Here is a 23,525-nt window from a genome sequence, read left to right as displayed (position 1 = left end):
GCAGTGATTGTGGTGTGGCGTCCACCCGGCGAAGCCCAGTGGCCTCGGGCGGGTGGACGAAATTACGAGGGCGCCACCGGCGCGCGTTACGAGCGCCGGTGTCGGCTAGGCGGCACTCAGTTTCGGGGCGAGCGCGGTGCGCCGGTGCCAGGCCGGGTCGTACACGTAGGCCAACCGGCCAAGGGTGAGGGCGGCGAGCATCAGTCCGAAGTCACGCAGTGCGACGTCGTAGAAGCCGGGGTAGCTCAGCAGGTTGATCACGATTCCGGCGAGCCAGGCGGCGACGATGTAGGCCGCATAGCGTGGTTTGATCGCGACGGCGATACCGGCGACGATTTCGATCACTCCGACGATCAGCATGGTCTGGTGCGCGCTGAACGGGCTGAGGTCGACGATCCACGGCGCCAGGTAGTCCTCCCAGGTGGTGAGCACGTTCGTGAACTTGTCGATGCCCATGACGATCGGGAGCACGGTGAATCCGATTCGCAGCAACAGGAACGCGCCGTAGGCGGGATCACTGCGAGCGCGTTGCAGGGCCGTCCCGGGTGTGGGTGCGGTCGCCGCGGAGTCGGGCGTGGGAGTAGTCATCAGAAACCCCTTTGTAAAAGTAAAAGGAACTATTTTTAGAATCTTCCCTCCGCACCTATTTGTCAATACTTTTTGGTGTTACAGTCGGGGTATGTCCACTCCGCGATCCGCTGCGCCGGCGGTTCTGGCGGCGTTGAGCAACCTCGATGATCCGTTGCGGCGCAGGCTGTATGACTACGTGATCGAAAGCGATGCACCGGTCTCGCGGGAGCAGGCGGCCGCCGCCGTCGACGTCGGCCGGACCCTCGCGGCCTATCACCTCGACAAGCTGGCCGATGCCGACCTGGTGACGGTCAGTTACCAGCGGCCGGCCGGCCGCGGCGGACCCGGTGCGGGCCGTCCGGCGAAGCTCTACACCCGGGCCACGACGGAAATGACCGTCAGCGTGCCGCCCCGGGACTACGAACTGCTCGCCCGGCTGCTCGTCTCCTCGGTCGAACAGGACACCAGCGGAGCGGTGCGGGCGGCGGTGAACGAGGCCGCGCTCGACGCCGGCAAGCGGGCCGTCGCCGACACCGGGGGAGATCTCCTCGCGGCGCTCCGCGGCTGCGGATACCTGCCCCACATCGACGACGACGGCCGCATCGACCTACGCAACTGCCCCTTCCACCATGTCGCCCGAGACCACCTGGACGTGGTGTGCGGGTTGAACTTACGCCTCGTCGAGGGTGCGATCGCCGGGAGCACCCAACACGACGCGCACGCAGAACTGGACCCGCGACCGGACCGGTGCTGTGTGGTGGTCCACCACGCAGCGTCCGCACATGCGCACTCGCCCCCGCCCCCGGGTCCCGCCCGCCCCTGACGGACACGAATCGGGTGAGGCGAGGCGCCGGATCGGCTCGCGCGCCGTAAGACCCGCGTAACCGACCACCGGCATACCGGCGCACCGCTGACCGCGACGCTCCATGCGAGCGCCGCGTGCCAGGAAGCGCTCGTCGCGCATCACACCGCGAACCACCGGGACCACGTCTGGAAACCCCCGAAATCGGGGACCATGACGCTCACCGTTCGCCATCTTTTTTTCGGTGACACAGTGGGTCCAGCGCGGTCCGCATCGCTCAAAACCATACCTCTGTAAGGGATCACATCCCATGGGTGTCTACCGAATCCTCTGGTGGGTGGTGACCGTGCCGCTGGGGTTGGTCGGCTTCGCGGTCGCGATCTTCACCGTCCACCCCGACGTCCTCGTGTCCGCGGCATTCGCGGCGGCAGTGACCGGCGGCGGCCTGACCGCGATGGTGGCCGACAGGTCCGCCACCGCCACGCCGCGTTCATCGCTGCCGACCGCCGCACTCAACGCCGCCACCGCGGGCGCGGCCCTGGTCGTTGTCGTGGGCCTGATCGCACTGTCCGGCGCTGCGGCCGTGCCGCTGGTGCTCGTGCTGACGGTCACCGCCGAGCCGGTGGCGCGGCGGCTCCGACGCTGGCCGCCGTTGGCGCAGTTACTCTCCCCGCAGCCCTTGGCTTCGTGTGATCCGGACGAGCCGAGCGCTCCGGGTTCCCTGCCGGCACCGCCGCCGCGCTGTGCGGAATTGTCGGATGATGCGTTGTGCCGCGGCTGGCGCACCAGTTTCGCGGAGCTGCAGAACGCCAGGTCGGTCACCGACCGGCTGCGACTTGCCCGGATCCGCCAGCAGTACCTCGACGAGATCGAGCGCCGCGATCCCCAGGGATTCGCGGCGTGGTTTACCACCGGCGCCCGGGCAGGCAGCGATCCATCGAAGTTTCTCACCACACGAGATCAACCACCTACCGACCGGCAGTGACACGGTCCGCACGCCGGCAGAGCGGTGAGCCACGTGGGCGTGGATGAGACGCCCGCACGACGAAAGGCACGACGATGAACAGATTCCCACCCCCATCGGTAGAGGTAACGGTGAGCCGGTTGCATCGCCTGTACCGCGAGCAGGGGCAAAGCCCCTGGTTGGACAACCTCACCCGAGCGTATCTGCGCGATGGCACCCTCACCGGGTTCGTGGCCGCCGGGATCCGGGGGGTGACGGCCAACCCCACCATCTTCGCGCGGGCCATCGCCGGATCCGATGCCTACGACGCACAGTTCGCGGCACTCATCGCCCAGGGACTCGCGGTCGAGGACGCGTATTGGGAGCTCGCCGCGGTCGATGTCGTCGACGCCGCCGCGGTACTGCGACCCGTCTACGACACCTCGGGCGGCACCGATGGGTTCGTCTCGATCGAGGTCGCCCCGGAACTGGCCCGGGACACCGCCGCCACCATCGCCGCGGCCGGTCGACTGCACGAACGGATCGCCCGCCCGAACGTGTTCGTGAAGATCCCCGCGACCGCGGAGGGAATACCGGCGATCGCGGACATGATCGGCAAGGGCGTCAGCATCAACATCACCCTGATCTTCTCCCTCGCCCGCTACGAACAGGTGATCGAGGCATACCTGCAGGGCCTGGAGACGCTGGCGGCACGGGGCGGGGATCTGGCCGCGGTGCGCAGTGTCGCATCGTTCTTCGTCAGCCGCGTCGATACGGAGGTCGATCGACGACTCGAGCACAGCAGCGACCCCGAGGCCCCGGCGCTGCGGGGCCGGGCGGCGATCGCCCAGGCCCGCCTCGCCTACCGGATCTTCCGGGACCGCTTCACCGGCACGCGGTGGGAGACACTCGCCGCCCGCGGCGCCCGGGTGCAACGGCCACTGTGGGCATCGACCTCGACGAAGAACCCCGACTACCCGGACACCCGCTACGTCGACAGTCTCATCGGCCCGGACACCGTCAACACGCTGCCCGAGGCCACCATCACGGCATTCGAGGATCACGGCACCCTCACACGCTCCATCGACACCGACCCCCCCGCCGCGGCCGCCGTCCTCGGCGAGCTCGCCGCGGTAGGCATCGACATGGACGACGTCGGCCGCACCCTCGAAGACCAGGGTGTCGCCGCCTTTCACCGGTCGTTCGCCGAGCTGCTCACCGAACTCCGTGCCAAAGCCCACCAGCTGGCACAACGATGACCCCCCGGGCGGCCGACCCGACCCGACCCGGCACTGCGAGATATGGGCGGTGTGCGGTGAACAGGACACGGCGACCTGAACCGCAGCGCATGAGATCGGTCTTCACCCCTTAAAGCACCTCGCATCAGGAAAGGACATGACATGGCCACTGCAGAGCAGACATTCGTCATCGTGGGCGCCGGACTGGCCGGCGCCAAGGCCGCTGAGGCGCTGCGCACCGGCGGGTTCGGCGGAAGGATCGTTCTCATCGGCGACGAGACCGACCGCCCTTACGACCGACCCCCACTGTCGAAGGCCTACCTCCAAGGCAAAACCTCGCGGGAGAAGATCTACCTTCACCCGGCCGGGTGGTACACCGAACACGACATCGAGTTGCGGGTGGGGACCCGGGTCACCGCCCTCGACCTAGCCGAACACGAGGTGGTCATCGATGGCGTCGAGCGGCTCGGATACGACAAGGTGCTGTTGACCACCGGTTCGTCGCCCCGCCGGCTGCAGGTGCCCGGCGCCGATCTGGACGGGGTGCACTACCTGCGCCGGGTCACCGACTGCGAAACACTGAAGGCCGCGTTCGCCGCGGCGGACCGGGTCGCGATCGTCGGAGCCGGGTGGATCGGTTTGGAGACCGCGGCCGCCGCCCGAGCGGCGGGCTGCGACGTCACGGTGGTGGGAAGATCGAAATTGCCGTTGCTGGCGGTGCTCGGCGCCGAGGTCGCCGAAACCTACGCCGCCCTGCACCGCGACCACGGTGTGAAGTTGCGACTGAACTCCGGGGTGCACGAGATCGCCGGTGAGGACAACCGGGCCACCGGGATCCGCCTCACCGATGGCACCGTGGTCGAGGCGGACGCGATCGTCGTGGGGGTGGGGATCGTGCCCAACACCGCACTGGCCGAGACGGCCGGGCTGGCGGTCGACAACGGGATCGTCGTCGACGAACACCTGGCCACGACCGACCCCGACGTGTACGCCGCCGGGGACGTCGCCAACACCTATTACCCGCTACTGGGAACTCATCTGCGCCTCGAGCACTGGTCGGCCGCCCTCAACCAGGGACCGGTGGCGGCGGAGAACATGATCGGCCGTGCCACCGCCTACGACCAGGTGCCCTACTTCTTCTCCGATCAGTACGAGCGCGGGATGGAGTATTCCGGCTACGCCCCGCACGGTAGTTACGACTCGGTCGTGTTCCGCGGCGACGTCGCCGCCGGCGAGTTCATCGCCTTCTGGATGCGGGACGGGCGGGTGCTGGCCGGCATGAACGTCAATACCTGGGGTGTCACCGACGCCATCGAGGCGCTGGTGCGCTCCGGCGAGCGGGTCGACCCGGCGAAACTGGCCGACCCAGACGAGCTCTTGAGATACCTGGCCGATCGGGTGCCCGGAGGTGCACGGTGACACTCACGCCCCCGCAGCAGGCACGGACGCGAACCCCCGAGACACCGCCCCCGGCTCAGTGGTGGTGGTGGTGGTGGTGGTGTCGACGGCCTTGCTCGAACTCGTCCGGGTTTCCTGGATTCACCGACGGCGCTTCCGGTTCGGCCGCACCTGCTCGATCGAGTGCGCTGGGGCGAACACGGAGGGTGGGCGCCTCGTCCGTGCGCACGCGCCGGGAGGGACTCCCGTGATCCGGTGGCTGGTCATCGCGGGCGCCTGGGTGCTGGGGTCGGCATCGCTGCTGCCGGTCTTCTTCGTCTCGGCGTGGTGGCTGCTCGGCACGGTGATCGCGGCGTCGATCGCCATGATCGGCGCCTGGGACCTGCTGCAGCGCAGGCACAGTGTGCTGCGGAACTATCCAGTGATCGGCCACGCCCGGTTCCTGCTCGAGCGGATACGCCCCGAAATCCAGCAATACTTCATCGAACGATCCACGGACGGAACACCGTTCGACCGCGACACCCGCACCACGGTGTACGAACGCGCCAAGGGCACCAAGGACGTGGAACCGTTCGGAACCGAACGGGACGTCACCGCCACCGGATACGAGTTCGTCACCCACTCATTGCGCGCGCATACCGCCTCCGAGGACACACCACATGTTCGGATCGGCGGTCCACAGTGCACCATGGGGTACGACATCGCCTTGTACAACGTCTCGGCGATGAGCTTCGGATCCCTGTCGGGCAACGCCATCGAGGCGCTCAACGGGGGCGCGGCACGCGGCGGGTTCGCCCACGACACCGGCGAGGGCGGTATCAGTCCCTACCACCTCACGCAGGGCGGCGACCTGATCTGGGAAATCGGATCCGGCTACTTCGGCTGCCGCGACCCCGATGGGCACTTCGATCCCGGCGAGTTCGCCGCCAAGGCCACCCTCGCGCAGGTGAAATGCATCTCCATCAAGCTCTCCCAGGGGGCGAAACCAGGGCTCGGCGGCGTACTGCCCGCCGCGAAAGTCAGCCCCGAGATCGCCCGAACCCGGGGGGTGCCGGTCGGGCAGAGCGTGATCTCGCCGCCCTCCCACAGCGCGTTCCGCACCCCGCTCGAGCTCATCGACTTCATCACCACCCTTCGCGCATTGTCCGGCGGAAAGCCCACCGGCTTCAAACTCTGCGTCGGTTCCCGCACCGAATTCCTCGCCATCTGCAAGGCCATGATCGAGACCGGCATCACCCCGGACTTCATCATCGTCGACGGCTCCGAGGGCGGAACCGGGGCTGCCCCACTCGAATTCGAGGACCACGTCGGAATGCCGCTCACCGAGGGCCTGATGCTGGTGCACAACGCGCTGGTGGGCACCGGGCTGCGGGACCGGATCAAGATCGGCGCCTCCGGCAAGGTCGCCAACGGAATCGACATCATCAAACGCCTGATCCAGGGAGCGGACTTCACCCTCGCCGCCCGCGCGATGATGTTCGCGGTCGGCTGCATCCAGGCCCAACGCTGCCACACCAACCGGTGCCCCGTCGGTGTCACCACCCAGGACACCCGCCGGGCCCGCGCACTGAATGTTCCGGACAAGACCACCCGGGTGTACAACCTCCAGAGATCCACCGTCGCGAGCGCCCAACAAATCCTGGCATCGATGGGGCTGGACGACTTCTGCGACCTCGATCCGTCGATGCTCCACCGGCGCATCCAGGGACACCGCACGATGACCTACGCGGACCTACACGAGTGGCTGCAGCCAGGTGACCTGCTCACAGAGGACCCTCCGACGAGTTGGCTCCGCGACTGGACGAACGCCGACTCGTCAAGGTTTTGACCGCACCGCCCGGGTCCGTGGTGCTCGTCCAAGCCCCGCCGAAACCGGCTACCTCGCACCACCTACCGCAGAACCTGCGCCCACGAGCACGACGTCCCCGATATCCGGGATCCGACTGCGCCAGCTCTCGCCCGGCGCCTACCGACCCTCACCGCAACGTCTTCACCGACTGATGGGAACCGGGATCGATGTGCGGGCGACCGATCACCGCCCCGGGCGGGTCGACGAAGGTCGCGACGTCACCGATCCTGGGAAGGGTCGTCCCAGATGGGTAACTCGAGGGTGGGTCCGAGGCGCAGCAGTTCGTCGCGGTGCATCGCGCTCAGGCGTGCCAGGATCAGCTGCCCGCGGTCGGTCAACGTCACCCGTACCGCGCGCGCGTCGGACGGGTGCGGCGCGCGCTCCACGAGACCCTGCTTCTGAGCCCGGTCGACAAGCTCCACCACGCTGTGATGACGCAGCTGCAGTCGGTCGGCCAGTTCTCGCATGGTGGCCCATTCGCGGCCGGGAAATCCCTTGAGTGCGAGCAGCAACTGGTAGTGCTGCGGGGTGAGACCATGGTCACGGACCGTGTCCTCACTGAAGCGCAGATAGCGGCGGATGCCGAACCGGAAACGTGCCAGTGCCTCGAAATCCCGCTTCGTCAACGGCTCCGACTCCACGTGCTCCTCTGCAGTCACGGCACCTCGTCCCTTCAGTCGTCAGAACCGCCGCACTATATATCGTCATACGATACACCGGGTATGCTCTGATGGTCATCACGCCTGAACGGGGCGTTGCCCGACATCGTGCGACGAGCCCTTGGAGACAGCCCGACGTCGATGCCACGGCGACGAGTGCGTCACGCCCCGCCGTGCGATCGGCCACCGAATCGGCAATGTCGACAAAGTATCGCCGAGTGGCAATCGCGATTGTGGCCAGACGATTTCCGATTGCCCCAGAAGGACGCTCCATGGACTCATCATGTATCAGCACCGGCACCGCCACGTGCAGCGCAGCGATGAGCACGGGCGGAAGATTCCGCAACGAAAGCATCGCGCACTCGTTCGGGTGCAATTGCGACAGGATCGCCGAGGCCCGAAAAGGGTCGTCGGGACGTTGTGAACCGTCGACGCGTCCCCGCAAAAGGCTCCGGCAGAAGGCCGCTCACCCGCGGAGTCAAAGGAGCGGGCGGGCACGTGTAGCCTTGTGGGTGCCGAGGGCCCGAACATGCGCGGTCAAGCCATGTCGTCCTCGGCGCCCGAAACGGCCCGATGTCACAGGGCCGAGAACTGGAGCGCCGCCATGGCGTCGAATGCGACCGATGTGTCGAACCCTGAACGGGCACTGGAATCAACGCCGTACTGCATGGCATGTCCGCACGGCCCGGATTCCCACGATGCGCTCGGTACTCGGTTTTGCGCCGCGACCTCGGACCGAAACCTCGGCCGAAAGTGCATCTGCGCTGGCGAACCGGCGACTGGACAGCACTACTCCCGGTACTGAACGAGAAGTTCAGCTCGAAAAGCCTACCCAGGCAAATCCGCCCGATTCCCGGCGAGTACTAGCAACCCCTATTCGCGCGGTGCGGGACCGGCACCCATGCGGCGACATCACCGACCGCACCAATCGGTGACCGTCGCTGGAAGAAGGGTAGCGGTGGTACTCCCACCTTTACTGGCGCGCAATCACCTTCGTGTCCGGCAGCGGTCGGGCATCCCGTGCTGCGTCCAGGCCAAGAATCTTTATATCGTGATACGATACAGAAGTGGTCGTCCCGGCACCAAGACCTCGCCGGGGGAGTCCGGGAGGTGCGCTGTGCTCAGCGACGATGAACGAAATGCTCTGTGCGAGATCGAACAACGGCTTCTCGCAAGCAGCCCGACGCTGGTCCGAGCGTTTCACGGCGTCACACCGCGCCCACCATTCGATCGCAGTGTGCGGGTCCGGCTGAGAGTGCTGGTGCTCGCGGTGACGTTCGGTGTGTTTGCACTGTTGGGTCCCCGCGTTTTCAACGAAGCCGAGATTACTGTCCGGAAGAGTTCACCGACGCCACGAACCACACGGGCGGTGCCTGTACGCAACCGTCTGGCCGTCGGCGGTTCCACTTCCGCGAGCGTGATTCCGGTCAATACCGACACCGTCCGGATCCTCGATCCATCGACCGCATCCGGTGCTGTGCTCATACCGTGGCCGCCCCGCGGGGTGCCGGGACCGCAATGATCCGCGAAATCGGAATCCAACGCCTCGCGCAGGTTTGGGGCGACTCCACGAGTCGAGGCGCTGCTCCGAGGAGCCGCCAACGCGGGGACGTGACGTAAATTCATCGATTGGCAGCAAGCCCGTGGTGACCGTGTATCGGTAGAGGCCACGGGCGGATGGGAGAACACCATGATTCTCTATGCGGTGGCCGTCTTGGTCGGACTCGGCCTGCTCGGCCTGAGCTCGAGCATTCGCGTCGTCAAACAGTTCGAACGCGGCGTCGTGTTTCGGTTCGGGCGCGTCCAGCCCGCCGTCCGCGCACCGGGCCTGATGTTGCTGATCCCGATCGCGGACCGACTCGAGAAGGTGAACATGCAGATCATCACGATGCCGGTGCCCGCCCAGGACGGCATCACCCGCGACAACGTGACCGTCCGGGTGGATGCGGTCGTGTATTTCAACGTCGCCGATCCGGTGCGAGTGGCAGTGGACGTGCAGGACTACGTGTCCGCGATCGGCCAGGTCGCACAGACGTCGCTGCGGTCGATCATCGGCAAGAGCGAACTCGACGACCTGCTGTCCAACCGGGAGGGCCTCAACCAGGGCTTGGAGCTGATGATCGACAGCCCCGCGCTAGGGTGGGGTGTGCAGATCGACCGGGTGGAAATCAAGGATGTGGTCCTCCCTGATTCGATGAAGCGGTCGATGTCGCGCCAGGCCGAGGCCGAACGTGAACGGAGGGCCCGCGTCATCACCGCCGACGGCGAACTGCAAGCCTCGGCGAAGCTGGCCCAGGCCGCCGAGACCATGACGGAACATCCCGCCGCCCTGCAACTGCGGCTCCTGCAAACCGTCGTGGAAGTCGCGGCCGAGAAGAACTCGACCCTCGTGCTGCCGTTCCCGGTCGAGTTGCTCCGCTTTCTGGAACGAGCGACACCGCACACCGCCCATGCTCCGACGCGAACAGCCGAGCCTACAACCACAACCACTCCGGCCAACATAAACGACGAATCGTCGGCCCGGCACACACAACACACGCCCGTCGACGCCCGCGGATTCGCCCTCGAGCAATCACGATTCGGATAGGACCAATAGTCCCCTCAGGCTCCAGACGGTGACCGCCGGTTCCGTTCGCGGTGGTCCTGGGCGGCAGGCGGTGTATCGGGAGCTGTGGTTCACCCCGACACCCCGGTGACCTCTGTTGCGGCGGGACTCACTGGTAGGGGCAGGACCGTCACCCCTCGCCCTCCGGTTTCCAAGATGTCGCCCTGGGCGCCTCGGGGTCTGACTGACCGCACTGACCTGCGCCCGACCTACCACTGCCCCGTTCTGACCGCGGCCGGACGGTACGGCTCGAGGTGCAGGCCGAGGGTTCATGGCTGCGATGAGAGTTCAGCCCGTCCTACGGTGATGTCAGAGCTGATTCGAGATCCACTCGCGCAAGACCACGGCTTGGTTGTGCTCGAGGTCCTTCGCCGAATACAGCAGCACCACAGTCCCGTTACGCGCCGCCTCGACGATCGGTTGGGCGGCAGTGCGATTGGCGTCGAGTTCCTGAAGGTAGCGGGTGCGGAACTCCGGAAAGCGATCCGGCTGGTGGCCGAACCAGGTCCGCAGTTCCGTGCTGGGCGCCACCTCTCTGAGCCAGGCGTCGCAGTCGAGGTCCGCTTTCGCGATGCCCCGTGGCCACAGTCGATCTACCAAGAAGGTTGGCGATGTCTTCTTGGTGCCGCGAGCGTCATAGGCTCGCACCAACTCGATCGGGCCCATAGATCGATCATGACACGAAATGACGGTGCCCACAACGAATGACAAGCTCGGGCTGCACGGTGGCGGTGGCGGAAGATCGCGGACACCACTGATGGGCAAAGCTGCTGAAGCTGCCCGAGTCGATCCATCCGGCGAAGCGCGCTGTGGCCGTGATGCGGCAGAACATCGCTGTCGCGCCCGCAAGTGTGTCGTGTTGCCGGCGGGCGTCTTCGCCGGCCACGCCGCTATGTCCATCGGGATGCTCGTGCACGACCTGTCGGTGCTCGTGGCCATCGTCCACGCGATGCGCCTGTGATGTAGGAGGGGTGTCGCGTCCGCACTTCACGCGGCGCCCCGGCGCGAGAGAGGGTCCGGACCGGGTTTTCCGATCCGACGATCGAACCACTGAGCTAGCCTGTGGACAATCCGAAACAAGCTCCCCAAAAACGTAATTGACGAGGTTGGAGTCGATAACCATGTCTGTCACCATGAACAACGCGGGCCCGGGTTCCGTCGCGCTACCGCCGGTCCCCGAAGGCGCCGCGATGGTCACGTTGAAGATTCGTCGTTTCAACCCCGAGGACCCGGGCAAGGCCGGATGGGCGAGCTTCGAGGTTCCCTGCCTACCCACCGATCGGTTGCTCAACCTGCTCACCTACGTCAAGGGGTATCTCGACGGGACCCTGACCTTCCGTCGCTCGTGCGCGCACGGCGTGTGCGGATCGGATGCAATGGTCATCAACGGAGTCAACCGGCTCGCGTGCAAGGTGCTCATGCGCGACATGCTGCACAAGGACGGTAAGAACACCACCGTCACGATCGCACCCCTCAAGGGACTCCCGGTCGAGAAGGATCTCGTCGTCGACATGGAGCCGTTCTTCTCGGCGTACCGCCAGATCAAACCGTTCCTGATGACATCGGGTCAGGGGCCCACCCGCGAGCGGATCCAGTCCCAGGCCGATCGTGCCCGGTACGACGACACCACCAAGTGCATCCTGTGCGCGTGCTGTACCGAGTCGTGCCCGGTGTATTGGGCGGATGGTAGCTATTTCGGGCCGGCCGCCATCGTCAACGCCCATCGCTTCATTTTCGACAGCCGCGACGAAGGCGCCGGGGAGCGGATGGATATTCTCAACGGCATCGACGGCGTCTGGCGTTGCCGCACCACGTTCAATTGCACCGACGCTTGTCCGCGCGGAATCAAGGTGACGCAAGCGATCACCGAGGTCAAACGCGCGTTGCTGTTCCACCGCAAGGCAGTAGTGCGGTAGCCGCACGAATTCTGCGGCACTGCCAGGTCCTTAATGGGGCTCTTGAGGCCCTGGTCGGGAAATGAAGAGGTGTCACCCTGTTGCTTCCCCGACCGACTCTGTTGCTGTGGGGTGAGTCCGGCGAGCATCCGATGCACGTGGGGCGGCCTGGCACTGTTCACTCCACCGGGGGGTGACGGCGGCGGAGGTGCAGCGGGGCTGTTCGAGAGACGCTGTTTCCGCATGGTGCTCCGGGCAGGACGTGGACCGGGGCCACCACTCCCGTTCTGGCCGGCGCTCGCTGCCCCGGTGGGCATGGCGAGCCGCTCAGGTGACGAGGAGCTGTCGCAGCACGTATTGCAGTATCCCGCCGTGCCGGAAGTATGCCGCCTCCGCGGGGGTGTCGATCCGCACGGTGGCCGGGAATTCCTGTACTTGACCATGGTGGTCGGCTCGGACGGTGACCTCGGTAGGGATGTCCGCGCCCGGGTCGCCGCCTTCGAGTCCGGTGATCGAGTATTCCTCTTCACCGGTCAGCCCGAGGCTTTCGCGGGTGCGACCGGGCGGGAACTGCAGGGGCAGCACCCCCATGCCGATCAGGTTGGAGCGGTGGATGCGTTCGAACGACGTCGCGAGGACCGCTCTGACCCCGAGGAGCAGTGTTCCCTTGGCCGCCCAGTCGCGCGAGGACCCGGATCCGTATTCGGCGCCGGCGAGGATGATCAGCGCAGTGCCCTCGGCGGCGTAGGCGTCCGCGGCGTCGAAGATGCTCATCTCCTCTCCGCCGGGGAGGTGGCGGGTGACGCCGCCTTCCGTGCCCGGGGCCAGCAGATTCCGCAGGCGGATGTTGGCAAAGGTGCCGCGGATCATCACCTCGTGGTTGCCGCGACGGGATCCGTAGGAGTTGAAGTCGGGCGGTTCGACGCCGTGCTCGCGCAGGTAAATACCGGCCGGGCTGTCGCGGCGGATCGTGCCCGCGGGTGAGATGTGGTCGGTGGTCACCGAATCCCCCAACATGACCAGTACCCGGGCGCCGGTGATGTCGGAGATCGGTTGCGGTTCGGGCTGTATGCCGTCGAAGTACGGTGGCCGCCGCACATAGGTGGAGTCCTCGTGCCATTCGAAGATCTCGCCGGAGGCGACATCGAGGCCGCGCCAGTTGTCGTCACCGGCAAAAACATTTGAGTAGCCGTCGGTGAACATCTGCGACTGCAGGCATTCGTCGATGACTGCCTGGACCTCCTCGGTGCTCGGCCAGATGTCACGCAAGTACACCGGCTGCCCGTCCGACCCGGTCCCGATCGGGTCACGGCGCACATCGGCGAGCATGGTCCCGGCGAGTGCGTAGGTGATGACCAGCGGCGGGGAGGTGAGGAAGTTCATCTTGCACTCGGCGTGGATGCGGCCCTCGAAGTTGCGGTTCCCGGACAGCACCGCGCAGGCGGTCAGATCGTGTTCGGTGACCGCGTCGCTGACCTGGGGGATCAGCGGACCGGAGTTACCGATGCAGGTGGTACAGCCGTAGCCGACGAGTCCGAAGCCGAGCCGTTCCAGATAGGGGGTCAGACCGGCCCGTTCGTAGTAGTCGGTGACCACACGCGATCCCGGGGCCAGCGACGTCTTCACCCACGGTTTGCGGGTCAGGCCCGCCTGTACGGCCTTCTTCGCCAGCAGGCCCGCGCCGATCATCACCGACGGGTTCGAGGTGTTGGTGCAGGAGGTGATCGCGGCGATGACCACGTGTCCGTGATCGACACTGTGCACCTCGCCGTCGAGGACCACCTCCACCGGGTCGGAGGGCCAGTCATGACTCTTCCCGCACCGGCACGGTGCCGCCGGCCCGTCCGAGGCGCGGTCGTGGTCGACCGCGATCGGATCACTGGCGGGAAATGACTCGCCGGATGCCTCGTCGAGCCCGGCTTCCAGCGCAGTCGGCAGTGGTTGGTCCGCCAGCAAGGACCCGACGGCGTGCGGCGCGCTGGCCAGCGGGATGCGGTCCTGGGGTCGTTTCGGGCCCGCGATGGAGGGCTCGACGGTGGCGAGGTCGAGCTCGACGGTGTGGCTGTAGGCCGGTTCCTGATCGGGGTCGTGCCACATTCCTTGTTCTTTGGCGTAGGCCTCGACGAGTCGGATCTGCTGCTCGGGTCGCCCGGTCAACCGCAGATAGTGGAGGGTTTCGTCGTCGATGGGGAAGATGGCGCAGGTCGAACCGTATTCGGGGCTCATGTTTCCCAGGGTGGCCCGGTTGGCCAACGGGACGTTGGCGACGCCAGGGCCGTAGAACTCCACGAATTTGCCGACGACCCCGGTCTTGCGGAGCAACTCGGCGATCGTGAGGACGAGGTCGGTGGCGGTGGTGCCCTCGGGTAGGGCACCGGTGAGTTTGAGCCCGAGGACCTGCGGCAGAAGCATGCTCATCGGCTGGCCGAGCATGGCCGCCTCCGCCTCGATTCCGCCGACTCCCCAACCGAGCACGCCGAGACCGTTGATCATCGGGGTGTGCGAGTCGGTGCCCACGAGAGTGTCCGGGTAGGCGAGGGGGCCGTCCGGTGTGTCCCGTGTGAACACCACGCGGGCCAGGTATTCGAGGTTGACCTGATGACAGATGCCGGTATCGGGTGGCACGACCAGAAAATCGTCGAAGGCATGCTGTGCCCACCGCAACAGTTGGTAGCGCTCCTTGTTGCGGGAGAACTCGAGGTCGGCGTTGACCCGGTAGGCGTCGGGCCGGCCGAAGACGTCCGCGATCACCGAGTGATCGATGACCAATTCGGTGGGAATGAGCGGGTTGATCTTTCGCGGGTCGCCGCCCAGCGCCGTCATCGCGTCCCGCATCGCCACCAGGTCGACCACACACGGCACGCCGGTGAAGTCCTGCATCAGCACCCGGGCGGGGGTGTATTGGATCTCGGTGTGGCCGGGATTGCGCGGGGACCAGGAGGCCAGGGCCGAGACCTGTCCGGCGGTGACCAGACGGCTGTCCTCGTTGCGGAGCAGATTCTCCAACAGCACCTTCATACTGTAGGGAAGCTGCACGTCGGTCTCGATCGCATCGAGCCGATAGATACCGTACGTCTGGTCTGCGACCGTCAGTGTGGAGCGCGCACCGAAACTGTTGCCGCTCACGGTTCGGGCTCCCCGGCAGTGGTGTGGCTATGGGCGACCACATGGTTCATCGCGTTCAGGGCCAGCGTGGAATGCGCGAATGCACCACCGGCCCGCATTTCCGCCGCGACCCAGATCGCTTCCATGATTTCCTCCGGCTCGGCGCCCGTGCGGCGGGCCAGTGTGGTGTGCCCGGTGATGCAGTAGGGGCACTGCGTCACATGGGCGACCGCGACCGCGATCAGCTGTTTCGTCTTCTCCGGCAGCGCACCGTCGGCGAAGACGGCGCGACTGAAATTGTCGAAGGCGTCGTGAATCCCGGGTGCGAGCGCCTTGCGACGTTCCGAAATCTCCGGCGTGGTGGGCTGATACAGCGACTCGGGCATACAGCTGTCCTCCTGTTTCAGCGTTGCCAGCCGTAGCACAGACACCGCAGCAGCAGCGCGGACCTTGCCTGCCACCATAACCCGTCCGCATCAAATTGCCAGGGCCGAACGTCCCCACCTCCACGACCGATCCGGTGGCTCAACGGTGCCGACGCAGTGGGCGATCGGCACGACAGCGTGGGACGAGTGATCATCGGCCCGATTCGCTTGCCGCATTGCGCGGCACCATGGTGGCGGAGGACAATAGTGGATGCGTGCGTTCCGATCTGAGCGACGAGACCAACCCACCCCGTGAGCGGTACGGTGAAGATCACGGACCGCCCGGGCGTAGGAGATGAGATGTGCGCTGCCAAGGTTGCCTCGTCGGTGATGCAAGTGGCCGAGCTAAATCGGTCGGTGAAGTACTACTGCGACGTCTTCACCTGCCGCGTCGCGGTGCGCGAGCCCGATGCAGCACTTCTTGTGACGCCGGACAACTTTCAGATCTACATGTACGCGAAGAAGGGGGCATCGACCCGTCGCGGGGTAAGCGTGATCGGCATCCACTACGTCATGTGGGCCGCCGACACCGAGGACGAGTTGGCGCGGATCACCGAGCGACTACACGCATATGACGCAGCCACCTACACGCAGACGGTCGGTGGGGTGACCTTCGTCGATGGTTGCGACCCGGACGGCATCCGGGTCATCGTCGCCTACCCGGGCCCCGAGCAGCTACCGCGGGAGCTGATCGCGCAACGATTCCGCGGGTGACCACTGGCGGTGGTGCATGCGCCACGCTGGCAAGGAGGGCGTCTTGTGATCGAATGCGACCGTGCCGCCGTCTGGCTATTTCAGACGACGACTTACGCACAACGGATCTCAGGCGCCGAGGATACGATCGTTCGACAAGAATCGTCGGGGACCAGAGGTCATCGAGCCTCTGAGGTACCGTGCACGGTTCGGTCAATTCCGCCGACGATGCCCGATCCTGACACTGGCGTGGATCAGTATCTAGTCGCGGATTTCACCCACGGGTTTCCATCTGTTGATGAGAACCTTTGATACGAGGTTTGCCTGAGCAAATGGATCGTGCGTGAACAGCCGTGTGACGGTGTCTTCGTCGGCAGCGTCGACGATGAACTGGGCGCCGGTATGGTCGGCGAGGGGACCCGATGACAGCACCACTTTGCGGCGGACCAGTTCGGCGAGCCACGCATGGTGATCGGTTCGGTGATCATCACGACCGGAGGATGTTTCGGGGCTGTAGGTGTATTCGACGACGAACACGGGCATGCTCTTCTCGTTCTCTCGTAGGCCGATCTATTCAGTGTGCAACCACGCTCGATTCGATACCAGTCCTTCTCGCGCGATTTTTCATGACGGGGCGCCCCGCCTAACTGTCCGAGCCGAAGACTTCGTCGGGGATGTTCTCGGCCGCCGCGTCCTCTTCGAGCGGTGCCTCGCGCACGCCGAGCAGGCCACAAGAGTAGGTGAGCTCGGCGAGGTACGGCGCGGCCTTTCACGGAGATGCCTTCGGGGCCCGGCGTCGACCACCGCCTCGATATCGGCGCAGTGGAGCAACATCAAACTCCTCGCTGTCGGGTCGACCGTGTCCCACGGAAATCACCACCGCGGGAAAGGTTGCGCCGCCAGGATCGAACCGGGATCCGGTCCTGGCGGCGCATAAGTCCGGCAAGACTCGGGCCCAACGTTGTGTTCATCGGTGTCCTCGACCCTCTGGTGGAGCGAAGCCTTGATTGTCATCGGTCGCCTCGGCATCCCCATGGCCCTCGCGCACTGGGTCGGCGAGGGCCTGACGACCGTGTTCTCCTTCCCGGTCGGCCTCGACGTCCGGCGTGAGCTGACGATCGGCAATTGCGTCAGCGCCGACGGGCGATCCTGTCCGCGTCCTGTGCCCCCTCGCCGCAAGCAGTCAGCCGAGGGTGGCGAGAGATCCGAATAGGCCTGTCGTTTACTCCCTACTGAACGACAGGCGTATTTCCGTGTGGTGGGCGGATCAGCTACCCGTGGAACCACCCGAGAAGCACACCGACCGGTGCAGACGAAGTGAGTGGTCGCGGTGTAGGTGATCACGATCTGACGAAGTCCTCAGGCTTTGTTTTGAGCGGATCGACGCGACGGGTTGTCTTGTCCCGCGGCCTTGGGATCGACTTGATCCTTTGTGGCGCGCACCCCCTGCGCGACTTTGTCGCCGAGGTCTTTGTCCACATTGCGCCAATACTCGAACGCTCTCGCCAGGACGGGTTCGCTCACGCCGTTGAGTAGGTGCCCGACGATGTTGTCGACCAGGCGTCCGCGGGCCGCATCGTCGAGAACGTCGCGTACCATCGTGCCTGCCTGTCCCCAATCGTCGTCGTCCTGGCGAAGTGTGTAGGCCTGTCGCACCATGTCCCCGTCGCTGTACCAGCCGATGGGTTCGCCCGCCACCGCTGGATCCGCGTGCGGGCCGCCCTTGGAGTTGGGTACATACACCGGGTCTCCGGGATTCGTGTGGCGCATGGGGCCATCCTTCGAATACGACCGCACGGTGGTCGCGTGGGGCCTGTTGACCGGCAGCTCCTTGTAGTTGGCACCGATGCGGTGCCGATGCGCATCGGGATACGAGAACCACCGGCCGAGCAGCATCTTGTCCGGACTCGGCCCGGTTCCGGGCACGGCGTTGCTGGGCTCGAATGCCCCCTGCTCGATCTCGGTGTGGTAGTTGCTCGGATTGCGGTTCAGCGTCATCTTGCCGACTTCGACGAGTGGATAGTCCGCATGCGGCCAGACCTTGGTGAGGTCGAACGGGTTGAACCGGTACGTCTTGGCATCCTCGAACGGCATGATCTGCATCTTGAGTGTCCAGCTGGGATAATCACCTTGTTCGATGTGCTCCCACAAGTCACGAAGGTGGTAGTCGGTGTCCATCGAGGCCATCTGATCGCCCTCGTCCTGGGTGAAGAACTCGATTCCCTGATCGGTGATGAAGTGGTACTTCACCCAGAACTTTTCGCCCGCGGCGTTCATCCACATGTATGTATGGCTGGAGTAGCCGTTCATGTGACGCCAGCTGCGCGGAATCCCGCGGTCACCCATCAACCACGTCACCTGATGCGCGGACTCCGGAGACAGCGTCCAAAAATCCCACTGCATATCATGATCGCGCAGATTGTTGTCGGCGCGACGCTTCTGCGAACGGATGAAATCCTGGAATTTCATCGGGTCCCGCATGAAGAAGACCGGAGTGTTGTTGCCGACCATGTCGAAATTGCCTTGTTCGGTATAGAATTTGAGGGCAAATCCGCGCGGGTCGCGCCAGGTATCCGGACTGCCACGTTCGCCGGCGACTGTGGAGAACCGTGCGAGCATCTCCGTCTTCTTGCCAGGCTGGAACAGGTCCGCCAAGGTAAACGCACTGACATCGTTGGTCACCTCGAATGTGCCGAACGCCCCTCCTCCTTTGGCATGAGGCTGCCGCTCGGGTACACGCTCGCGATTGAAAGCAGCCATCTTTTCGATGAGGTAGGCGTCGTGCAGCAAGATCGGACCGTCCGCGCCGACGGTGAGCGAACGCTCGTCGCTCGGTACCGGAATTCCCGCATCATCGGTGGTGTAGTTGTTCTCAGCCATCATGCCCTTCCTTCTTTCGACGTTGCGGACACAGTCCCCAGACGACGACCTCGGTAACGCTTGCTCGAGACACCTGTTTCGATCTGCTCGCGGACCAGATGGGCGATGTCTCCAGCACTGAGGTGTGTGATCATCGGAAACCTCGAGCACAGCCCGTCGCGGGCTGGTGACCCGAAGGCCGACTTCCCGCAACCGCCATTCCACATCGTGTGATGTGTTGTGCCGCATACACCTCAGGGCATCACGTCTTCTTGAATCCGTCAAGCGATGTTCTCGGTGGTTGCCGACATCTGGTTCCGGCGTGATCTGTTGTCCGGGAGGTTATCCTGGAAACAACCACTCGCTTATCACTCGACTGATGGAGGTTACTCTCATTCGGGGGTGGGGGTCAGGTGCGCCAGGCAGAGCGACGGCTCGACGAACGGTTCGAGCCGATCGGCCGCGAGCGGTGCCCGCCCCTCGGCCAGCACCCCGCGGATCAAGCCCAGGTGCAGCGAACACACCACGTCCCGGTGCCGCACGGCAACCTCCCGGAACGGGCAGTGCCGCAACGGAATCACTGGTCGATCGAGGTTCTCCACCACACCCGGAGCGAAGCCGGACTCGGCCAGCACCGTCGACAACCGGCGGACACCGTCGGCGGCGTCCACCCGCTGCGACGGAGCCGGCCGCTCCGCCAGGTAACGACCCCACGCCTCCCCGGCCGTCTCGGCAGCCCGGCCGGGCTCCGGCAGAGTGTCGGCGATCAGGCCGGTCAGCATCTCCGCCAGCAACCGGTAGCTGCGCTGGCCGGTGGACGCATCCGAGGTGGTAGCGGCATAGACCATCCGGGGCCGACCCGGCCGGCGGCGGTCCTCGGCGCGCCGCTCGGCCAGGCCCGCGTCGACCAATCCGTCCAGATGGAACCGGGCCGTATTCGGATGCAGATCGACCCGTTCGGCGATGTCCTGTACGCCCATCGGTTCCGCCGCGGCGCACAGCAGCTCCAGCACCCGGTTCCGGGTCTCGCCGAGCGCGGTCGGCAGCGTGGGGTCGGTCAACGCCTGCTCGCTCATAGTGCCTACTTTAGCCGAGACTAGTAGTAGAAACCATCCGCATCAGTGGACGACTGAGCGCGGGGATAATCGCCGGATCATTCAAGGTCAAGAGCGGTCAGTGATGCTCGTCACATGCATTGCAGCTTCCGTCGATTAGTTAGTTTGCACTAATATCATAGTAAATACTAGTTCTGGTATGAGGTAGTGCTTGCTTGCTCTCCTCGCGCAGAGAGAGGACCTCGTCGTGACCGCACCATTCGACATCACCGACACCACAATCGACCCCGGTGTTCGGGCCGGCTCGGCCATCCGAGACGACGCTCACCGTCTGCTCCGCGAGTATCGAGCGAAAGCCGCACTGGTGACCGAGTTGTCACTCACTGGCCCACTGTCAACGAAGACGTACGCCGGGGCGAACCCCTCCACCGCCGGCCGTCGACGGCATCCGGCCACCAGCGACCCGCCGTGGGACCATGACGAGGTCGAGGCACTGCCATCCGGTTCGGCACTGCTCGTGGTCACCCGGGGACCCAACCGCGGTGACTGGTTCCTGCTCGATCAGACGGTCACCACGATCGGTCGCCACATCGACAGCGACATCTACCTCGACGACACGACCGTCGGCCGTCGCCACGCCCAGATCCGGCGCGACAACAACACATTTCGGGTGACCGATGTCGGCAGCCTCAATGGCACCTACCGCAACCGGGTGCCGGTCGACACCGCACTGCTCGCCGACGGTGACGAGATCAAAATCGGGAAATTCCGGCTCGCGTTCCTCATCACCCCGCCGTCAGCGGCCACAGATCAATGACCACGACGGAGTGAGTGATCCGGCTTACCTCGTCACCATGATCGCCCCGCAAGCTGCTGCGTGGCGTCCTCGACCAGCACGAGGCGCCGGAAGCCGATAGCCGGCTCGTCCGGTGGAAAACTGATCACACTCGCGTCGCCCGACCACCGGGCCGGAGTTTCGGTGCAGGTGGTGTGGCCGTAGCCGACGAGGTCCGAAGCCGAGTCGTTTCCAGATGGGGGAGCAGTCCGGCCCATTCAGCCGTATTCGGTGACCACACGCGCTCCCGGAGTCAGTGTCGTCGTCACCCACGGTGTGCGGGCCGACGCCGCCCGGCGGCCTTCTTCGCAGCAGGCCCCGCAGATCATCACCGACGGGTTCGAGGACACTGCACGCTCTATTGTCGACCGCCAAACGGCGCGCCTGCATTCCCACAGATGATCTGCGGCAGTCCTGTGGAAAACTCCCCGAGCCGCGCCTGCCCCACGCACAGCGTTCCCACTAGCGCCAGCTGCCGGTATGCAACCGGAGCGCGTCCAAGCGTTCCGCGAGCCGTGGATCTCAACCCGCGAGCCACAGACGCCGTGCCACCGCCTTCATCCTCTCCACGATCTTCGGCCGAAGCGGAGTCGGGGGTTCGGGTGCAGCTGCGCGTGCAACAGCGGAAAAACTCGCCGGTATCCACACCGATAACAGCGATAATCTCCTCCGACGGGCAACCGCCATGTGGGAACCCGCGAAGCGCGACGGTCATCATCCGATTCACATTTGCCGTGTTTCCGGTCATCGTATTTCCTGTCCCACACCGCTACCCGGCCCGAGTCGATGGCGGAGTGCCCTATTCCGGTGGGTCTTCGCAATCGATTCCGGCAACGCGGTCGAGGACCGATAGTTGCGTCACCAGTTCGCTCATGTTCGTGGTTCCATGCAGTTCGACTTCGACGCTGCACGCGTGGGTGCCTGTCCTGAAGGTCGGGTATATTTTGGTGCTGGACGGGACGACGAACTTGTCGCCACCAACGGTGGGTTGGAAGGTTCGCTGCCGGAAAAGTTGTTGGCCTCAAGGCACTCTCGCAACGTGGGCGTCATGCCGCGGCGACTCGGAGCGGTGCCCCATACCTGCGTCTCGAAGGGGAAGATCGACTCCCGCCGTCGACGTTCGAGGTCCCTGACAGGTGTCATGGCGGGCGAGGCCAGCGGCGGCGCGACCGGTGTCGGTGTCGGTGTCGGTGTCCTGCCGGGGCGACGACGTGCGACAACCTCGAATAGGGCGAGAGCGCCGATCGCCGCGGTGACCGCCACGGTGAACCCCCAGCGCTGCAGGTCCGCCGGCGATGCCGCGACGGCCGCGTGGAGCGCGGTCGCGAACAGCGCACCGGCGGCCGCGGCCGATACGAGCGTGGACCTCCGGTCTCGGGCGGGGGCGAGCGCGTGAGGCAGCAGACAGCTTTCCGCACTGTCACAGAGCTTGCCGAGTTCGGTATGCAGGAAGGCGATCTCGTCGGCGGTGCGGTGGACCAGCGTTGATCGAAGGTGTGTCGATTCGAGCCGTGGCGGGGCCGGATGAGCATCGGCGGGGTGTGTTTGCAGAAGCCGTGTCTCGATCATCCGTGTGCGGGCCGCCGCGATGTCGCCGAGGCAGGCGAGGGCGCCGCGTTCGCACAGTTGGCGGCGGTTGCGCAGGAGCGAGAGTACGCGTCGGTGGTCCGCCGAGTGCTGTGCGCGGAGGGCGACCCAGCCGATCAGGCAGTAGAGCATCGCACGGGTGCCCCGATCGAGGTGGCCGGGACCGGTGGCGGCGGCACCGACGTCGACGGCGAGGGCTCGGGCGTCCTCGCGAATCGCGATCCCCGATCCGAGACGTGACGCCCCGTCGATCAGCGGGACCCGGTGCCAGCGCAAGAGCCCAGGGTAGGAGTGGGACGCGGCCCCCGCGCAGGGTGTGGTGCCCGGTTCGTCGACCAGTCGTCGAACCGTATCGATCCCCTCGGTGTGGACCTCGATGATCAGGCCCTCGAGGGTGTCCCGCTCGGTCCAATTTGGGCCGCGCATTGTCAGGCTGCGCAGCGGCCGGTAGACCTCGGATTTGGGCAGTCGGGTGTCCAGCCGCGGGAATATGTCGTTCGGGCTCGCCTCGGGCGTCAGCCCGAAGGGACGAAGAAATGCTTCGATGGCGGCCCAGAATTCTCCGCTACCGCCGCCGCGGAGCGGGTCATTGTGTCGGTCGATCAGGCTGCCGGTGCGGTCGGGGGTGAGTTCCTCGCAGGCCAGGACCAGTCCGTTGCCGGGAACCTCCCACAGTGACAGGCACGTGGCTGGGGGACCGACGTAGCGGCGTTGTGGGCCGTCAGGTACGCGCTGTCCATCGAGTGCGAGGCCGAACGCTATCGGGGGACTGCTCCGATCGACGATGTGCCGGAACGCCAGCAACTGTGCGTGCGGTCCATCGTCTCCGGTGGCGGTGGGGGAGCTGATGCGGGCCGGCAGGAACGGCTCGACCTCGTCGACCGCGGGTACCGGGACCGGGTCGGCGCTTTCGACGATATTCAACGGCAGCAGGATGACCCGCAACATTGCCCCGCGTCTCCTCGACGACAGCGAGGTCGGGGCCGGCCGACGGGTAACGAGTCCAG

General features: G+C 65.6%; 23 protein-coding genes. 13 read left to right on the top strand and 10 right to left on the bottom strand.

The genetic code is table 11. The annotated features are described in order from the left end of the window. Positions 1–105 precede the first annotated feature (105 nt). Positions 106–588 carry a hypothetical protein gene (locus HYG77_RS32170; protein WP_208963710.1) on the bottom strand — a complete coding sequence of 161 codons (483 nt, stop codon included), beginning with the start codon at positions 586–588 and terminating at the stop codon, positions 106–108. Between the two features lie 91 nt (positions 589–679). On the opposite strand from HYG77_RS32170, the gene HYG77_RS32165 reads away from it, so the two are divergent. The 5 genes from HYG77_RS32165 (at position 680) to HYG77_RS32145 (ending at position 6,779) form a co-directional block, all read left to right on the top strand. After that, positions 680–1,393 carry a helix-turn-helix domain-containing protein gene (locus HYG77_RS32165; RefSeq protein WP_208963709.1) on the top strand — a complete coding sequence of 238 codons (714 nt, stop codon included), beginning with the start codon at positions 680–682 and terminating at the stop codon, positions 1,391–1,393. Between the two features lie 289 nt (positions 1,394–1,682). Then, positions 1,683–2,357 carry a hypothetical protein gene (locus HYG77_RS32160; protein ID WP_208963708.1) on the top strand — a complete coding sequence of 225 codons (675 nt, stop codon included), beginning with the start codon at positions 1,683–1,685 and terminating at the stop codon, positions 2,355–2,357. A 110-nt stretch (positions 2,358–2,467) separates the two neighbouring features. Then, the gene (tal, locus tag HYG77_RS32155; RefSeq protein ID WP_208963707.1) at positions 2,468–3,574 is read left to right on the top strand and encodes a transaldolase; all 1,107 of its coding nucleotides are present in this window, start codon (positions 2,468–2,470) and stop codon (positions 3,572–3,574) included. A gap of 141 nt (positions 3,575–3,715) precedes the next feature. Beyond that, positions 3,716–4,972, top strand: a complete 1,257-nt coding sequence (locus HYG77_RS32150; RefSeq protein ID WP_208963706.1) for an FAD-dependent oxidoreductase — start codon at positions 3,716–3,718, stop codon at positions 4,970–4,972. Between the two features lie 226 nt (positions 4,973–5,198). Then, positions 5,199–6,779 carry an FMN-binding glutamate synthase family protein gene (locus HYG77_RS32145; RefSeq protein ID WP_208964230.1) on the top strand — a complete coding sequence of 527 codons (1,581 nt, stop codon included), beginning with the start codon at positions 5,199–5,201 and terminating at the stop codon, positions 6,777–6,779. Between the two features lie 239 nt (positions 6,780–7,018). Here the strand turns inward: HYG77_RS32145 and HYG77_RS32140 are convergent, their stop codons facing one another. Then, entirely contained in the window at positions 7,019–7,459 is a 441-nt protein-coding gene (locus HYG77_RS32140; protein ID WP_208963705.1) for a helix-turn-helix domain-containing protein, read from the bottom strand. 529 nt (positions 7,460–7,988) lie between these two features. Here HYG77_RS32140 and HYG77_RS32135 point away from each other — a divergent pair. The 3 genes from HYG77_RS32135 (at position 7,989) to HYG77_RS32125 (ending at position 10,046) form a co-directional block, all read left to right on the top strand. After that, complete coding sequence (locus HYG77_RS32135) at positions 7,989–8,264, top strand: RGCVC family protein (protein ID WP_208963704.1); 276 nt, start codon at positions 7,989–7,991, stop codon at positions 8,262–8,264. 96 nt (positions 8,265–8,360) lie between these two features. Beyond that, positions 8,361–8,981, top strand: a complete 621-nt coding sequence (locus HYG77_RS32130) for a DUF3040 domain-containing protein (RefSeq protein ID WP_244461444.1) — start codon at positions 8,361–8,363, stop codon at positions 8,979–8,981. 168 nt (positions 8,982–9,149) lie between these two features. Beyond that, a complete protein-coding gene (locus HYG77_RS32125; RefSeq protein WP_208963702.1) occupies positions 9,150–10,046 on the top strand; it encodes an SPFH domain-containing protein in 897 nt (298 codons plus the stop codon). A 327-nt stretch (positions 10,047–10,373) separates the two neighbouring features. On the opposite strand, the gene HYG77_RS32120 is transcribed toward HYG77_RS32125, so the two are convergent. Continuing rightward, positions 10,374–10,730 (bottom strand): DUF488 family protein, encoded by a 357-nt coding sequence (locus tag HYG77_RS32120; protein WP_208963701.1) that lies wholly within the window; start codon positions 10,728–10,730, stop codon positions 10,374–10,376. Between the two features lie 25 nt (positions 10,731–10,755). On the opposite strand from HYG77_RS32120, the gene HYG77_RS40070 reads away from it, so the two are divergent. Next, positions 10,756–11,025 carry a hypothetical protein gene (locus tag HYG77_RS40070; protein WP_348273597.1) on the top strand — a complete coding sequence of 90 codons (270 nt, stop codon included), beginning with the start codon at positions 10,756–10,758 and terminating at the stop codon, positions 11,023–11,025. 160 nt (positions 11,026–11,185) lie between these two features. Next, positions 11,186–11,980: a succinate dehydrogenase iron-sulfur subunit gene (locus HYG77_RS32110; RefSeq protein ID WP_208963700.1), complete on the top strand. Its 795-nt coding sequence runs from the start codon at positions 11,186–11,188 to the stop codon at positions 11,978–11,980. A 306-nt stretch (positions 11,981–12,286) separates the two neighbouring features. Here HYG77_RS32110 and HYG77_RS32105 read toward each other — a convergent pair whose 3' ends face one another. Beyond that, the gene (locus HYG77_RS32105; RefSeq protein ID WP_208963699.1) at positions 12,287–15,085 is read right to left on the bottom strand and encodes an aconitate hydratase; all 2,799 of its coding nucleotides are present in this window, start codon (positions 15,083–15,085) and stop codon (positions 12,287–12,289) included. Continuing rightward, the gene (locus tag HYG77_RS32100) at positions 15,082–15,450 is read right to left on the bottom strand and encodes a carboxymuconolactone decarboxylase family protein (RefSeq protein WP_208963698.1); all 369 of its coding nucleotides are present in this window, start codon (positions 15,448–15,450) and stop codon (positions 15,082–15,084) included. The genes HYG77_RS32105 and HYG77_RS32100 overlap by 4 nt, the downstream gene beginning before the upstream one ends. A 339-nt stretch (positions 15,451–15,789) precedes the next feature. On the opposite strand from HYG77_RS32100, the gene HYG77_RS32095 reads away from it, so the two are divergent. Beyond that, the gene (locus HYG77_RS32095) at positions 15,790–16,203 is read left to right on the top strand and encodes a VOC family protein (RefSeq protein ID WP_208963697.1); all 414 of its coding nucleotides are present in this window, start codon (positions 15,790–15,792) and stop codon (positions 16,201–16,203) included. A gap of 240 nt (positions 16,204–16,443) precedes the next feature. On the opposite strand, the gene HYG77_RS32090 is transcribed toward HYG77_RS32095, so the two are convergent. Then, positions 16,444–16,725 (bottom strand): YciI family protein, encoded by a 282-nt coding sequence (locus HYG77_RS32090; protein ID WP_208963696.1) that lies wholly within the window; start codon positions 16,723–16,725, stop codon positions 16,444–16,446. 430 nt (positions 16,726–17,155) lie between these two features. Here HYG77_RS32090 and HYG77_RS32085 point away from each other — a divergent pair, with 430 nt between their 5' ends. Then, the gene (locus tag HYG77_RS32085) at positions 17,156–17,395 is read left to right on the top strand and encodes a Na+/H+ antiporter NhaA (RefSeq protein WP_244461443.1); all 240 of its coding nucleotides are present in this window, start codon (positions 17,156–17,158) and stop codon (positions 17,393–17,395) included. A 146-nt stretch (positions 17,396–17,541) separates the two neighbouring features. Here HYG77_RS32085 and HYG77_RS32080 read toward each other — a convergent pair whose 3' ends face one another. Next, complete coding sequence (locus HYG77_RS32080; RefSeq protein ID WP_208963694.1) at positions 17,542–19,062, bottom strand: catalase; 1,521 nt, start codon at positions 19,060–19,062, stop codon at positions 17,542–17,544. A gap of 371 nt (positions 19,063–19,433) precedes the next feature. After that, complete coding sequence (locus HYG77_RS32075; protein WP_208963693.1) at positions 19,434–20,117, bottom strand: helix-turn-helix domain-containing protein; 684 nt, start codon at positions 20,115–20,117, stop codon at positions 19,434–19,436. 226 nt (positions 20,118–20,343) lie between these two features. Between HYG77_RS32075 and HYG77_RS32070 the strand changes: the two genes are divergently transcribed. Next, positions 20,344–20,913, top strand: a complete 570-nt coding sequence (locus HYG77_RS32070; protein ID WP_208963692.1) for an FHA domain-containing protein — start codon at positions 20,344–20,346, stop codon at positions 20,911–20,913. Positions 20,914–21,149: 236 nt separating this feature from the next. Here HYG77_RS32070 and HYG77_RS40775 read toward each other — a convergent pair whose 3' ends face one another. Continuing rightward, positions 21,150–21,281 (bottom strand): hypothetical protein, encoded by a 132-nt coding sequence (locus HYG77_RS40775; protein WP_280123330.1) that lies wholly within the window; start codon positions 21,279–21,281, stop codon positions 21,150–21,152. Between the two features lie 520 nt (positions 21,282–21,801). Further along, the gene (locus HYG77_RS32065; protein WP_244461442.1) at positions 21,802–23,466 is read right to left on the bottom strand and encodes a hypothetical protein; all 1,665 of its coding nucleotides are present in this window, start codon (positions 23,464–23,466) and stop codon (positions 21,802–21,804) included. Positions 23,467–23,525: the final 59 nt, after the last annotated feature.

Origin of the sequence: Rhodococcus sp. ZPP (assembly GCF_017656075.1) — a bacterium.
Taxonomy (GTDB): domain Bacteria; phylum Actinomycetota; class Actinomycetes; order Mycobacteriales; family Mycobacteriaceae; genus Rhodococcus_F; species Rhodococcus_F oxybenzonivorans.
Note: the sequence above shows the minus strand (reverse complement) of the source record. Positions and strands in the feature narration are given on the sequence as shown.

Excerpts from the sequence above, each read along its gene's own strand:
- HYG77_RS32150 (WP_208963706.1), top strand. The coding sequence starts at position 3,716 with ATGGCCACTGCAGAGCAGACATTCGTCATCGTGGGCGCCGGACTGGCC.
- HYG77_RS32165 (WP_208963709.1), top strand. The coding sequence starts at position 680 with ATGTCCACTCCGCGATCCGCTGCGCCGGCGGTTCTGGCGGCGTTGAGC.
- HYG77_RS32090 (WP_208963696.1), bottom strand. The coding sequence starts at position 16,725 with ATGCCCGTGTTCGTCGTCGAATACACCTACAGCCCCGAAACATCCTCC.
- HYG77_RS32125 (WP_208963702.1), top strand. The coding sequence starts at position 9,150 with ATGATTCTCTATGCGGTGGCCGTCTTGGTCGGACTCGGCCTGCTCGGC.
- HYG77_RS32065 (WP_244461442.1), bottom strand. The coding sequence starts at position 23,466 with ATGTTGCGGGTCATCCTGCTGCCGTTGAATATCGTCGAAAGCGCCGAC.
- HYG77_RS32135 (WP_208963704.1), top strand. The coding sequence starts at position 7,989 with ATGCGCGGTCAAGCCATGTCGTCCTCGGCGCCCGAAACGGCCCGATGT.
- HYG77_RS32080 (WP_208963694.1), bottom strand. The coding sequence starts at position 19,062 with ATGGCTGAGAACAACTACACCACCGATGATGCGGGAATTCCGGTACCG.
- HYG77_RS32110 (WP_208963700.1), top strand. The coding sequence starts at position 11,186 with ATGTCTGTCACCATGAACAACGCGGGCCCGGGTTCCGTCGCGCTACCG.
- HYG77_RS32120 (WP_208963701.1), bottom strand. The coding sequence starts at position 10,730 with ATGGGCCCGATCGAGTTGGTGCGAGCCTATGACGCTCGCGGCACCAAG.
- HYG77_RS32100 (WP_208963698.1), bottom strand. The coding sequence starts at position 15,450 with ATGCCCGAGTCGCTGTATCAGCCCACCACGCCGGAGATTTCGGAACGT.
- HYG77_RS32130 (WP_244461444.1), top strand. The coding sequence starts at position 8,361 with ATGCGGCGACATCACCGACCGCACCAATCGGTGACCGTCGCTGGAAGA.
- HYG77_RS32095 (WP_208963697.1), top strand. The coding sequence starts at position 15,790 with ATGTGCGCTGCCAAGGTTGCCTCGTCGGTGATGCAAGTGGCCGAGCTA.
- HYG77_RS32160 (WP_208963708.1), top strand. The coding sequence starts at position 1,683 with ATGGGTGTCTACCGAATCCTCTGGTGGGTGGTGACCGTGCCGCTGGGG.
- HYG77_RS32170 (WP_208963710.1), bottom strand. The coding sequence starts at position 588 with ATGACTACTCCCACGCCCGACTCCGCGGCGACCGCACCCACACCCGGG.
- HYG77_RS32075 (WP_208963693.1), bottom strand. The coding sequence starts at position 20,117 with ATGAGCGAGCAGGCGTTGACCGACCCCACGCTGCCGACCGCGCTCGGC.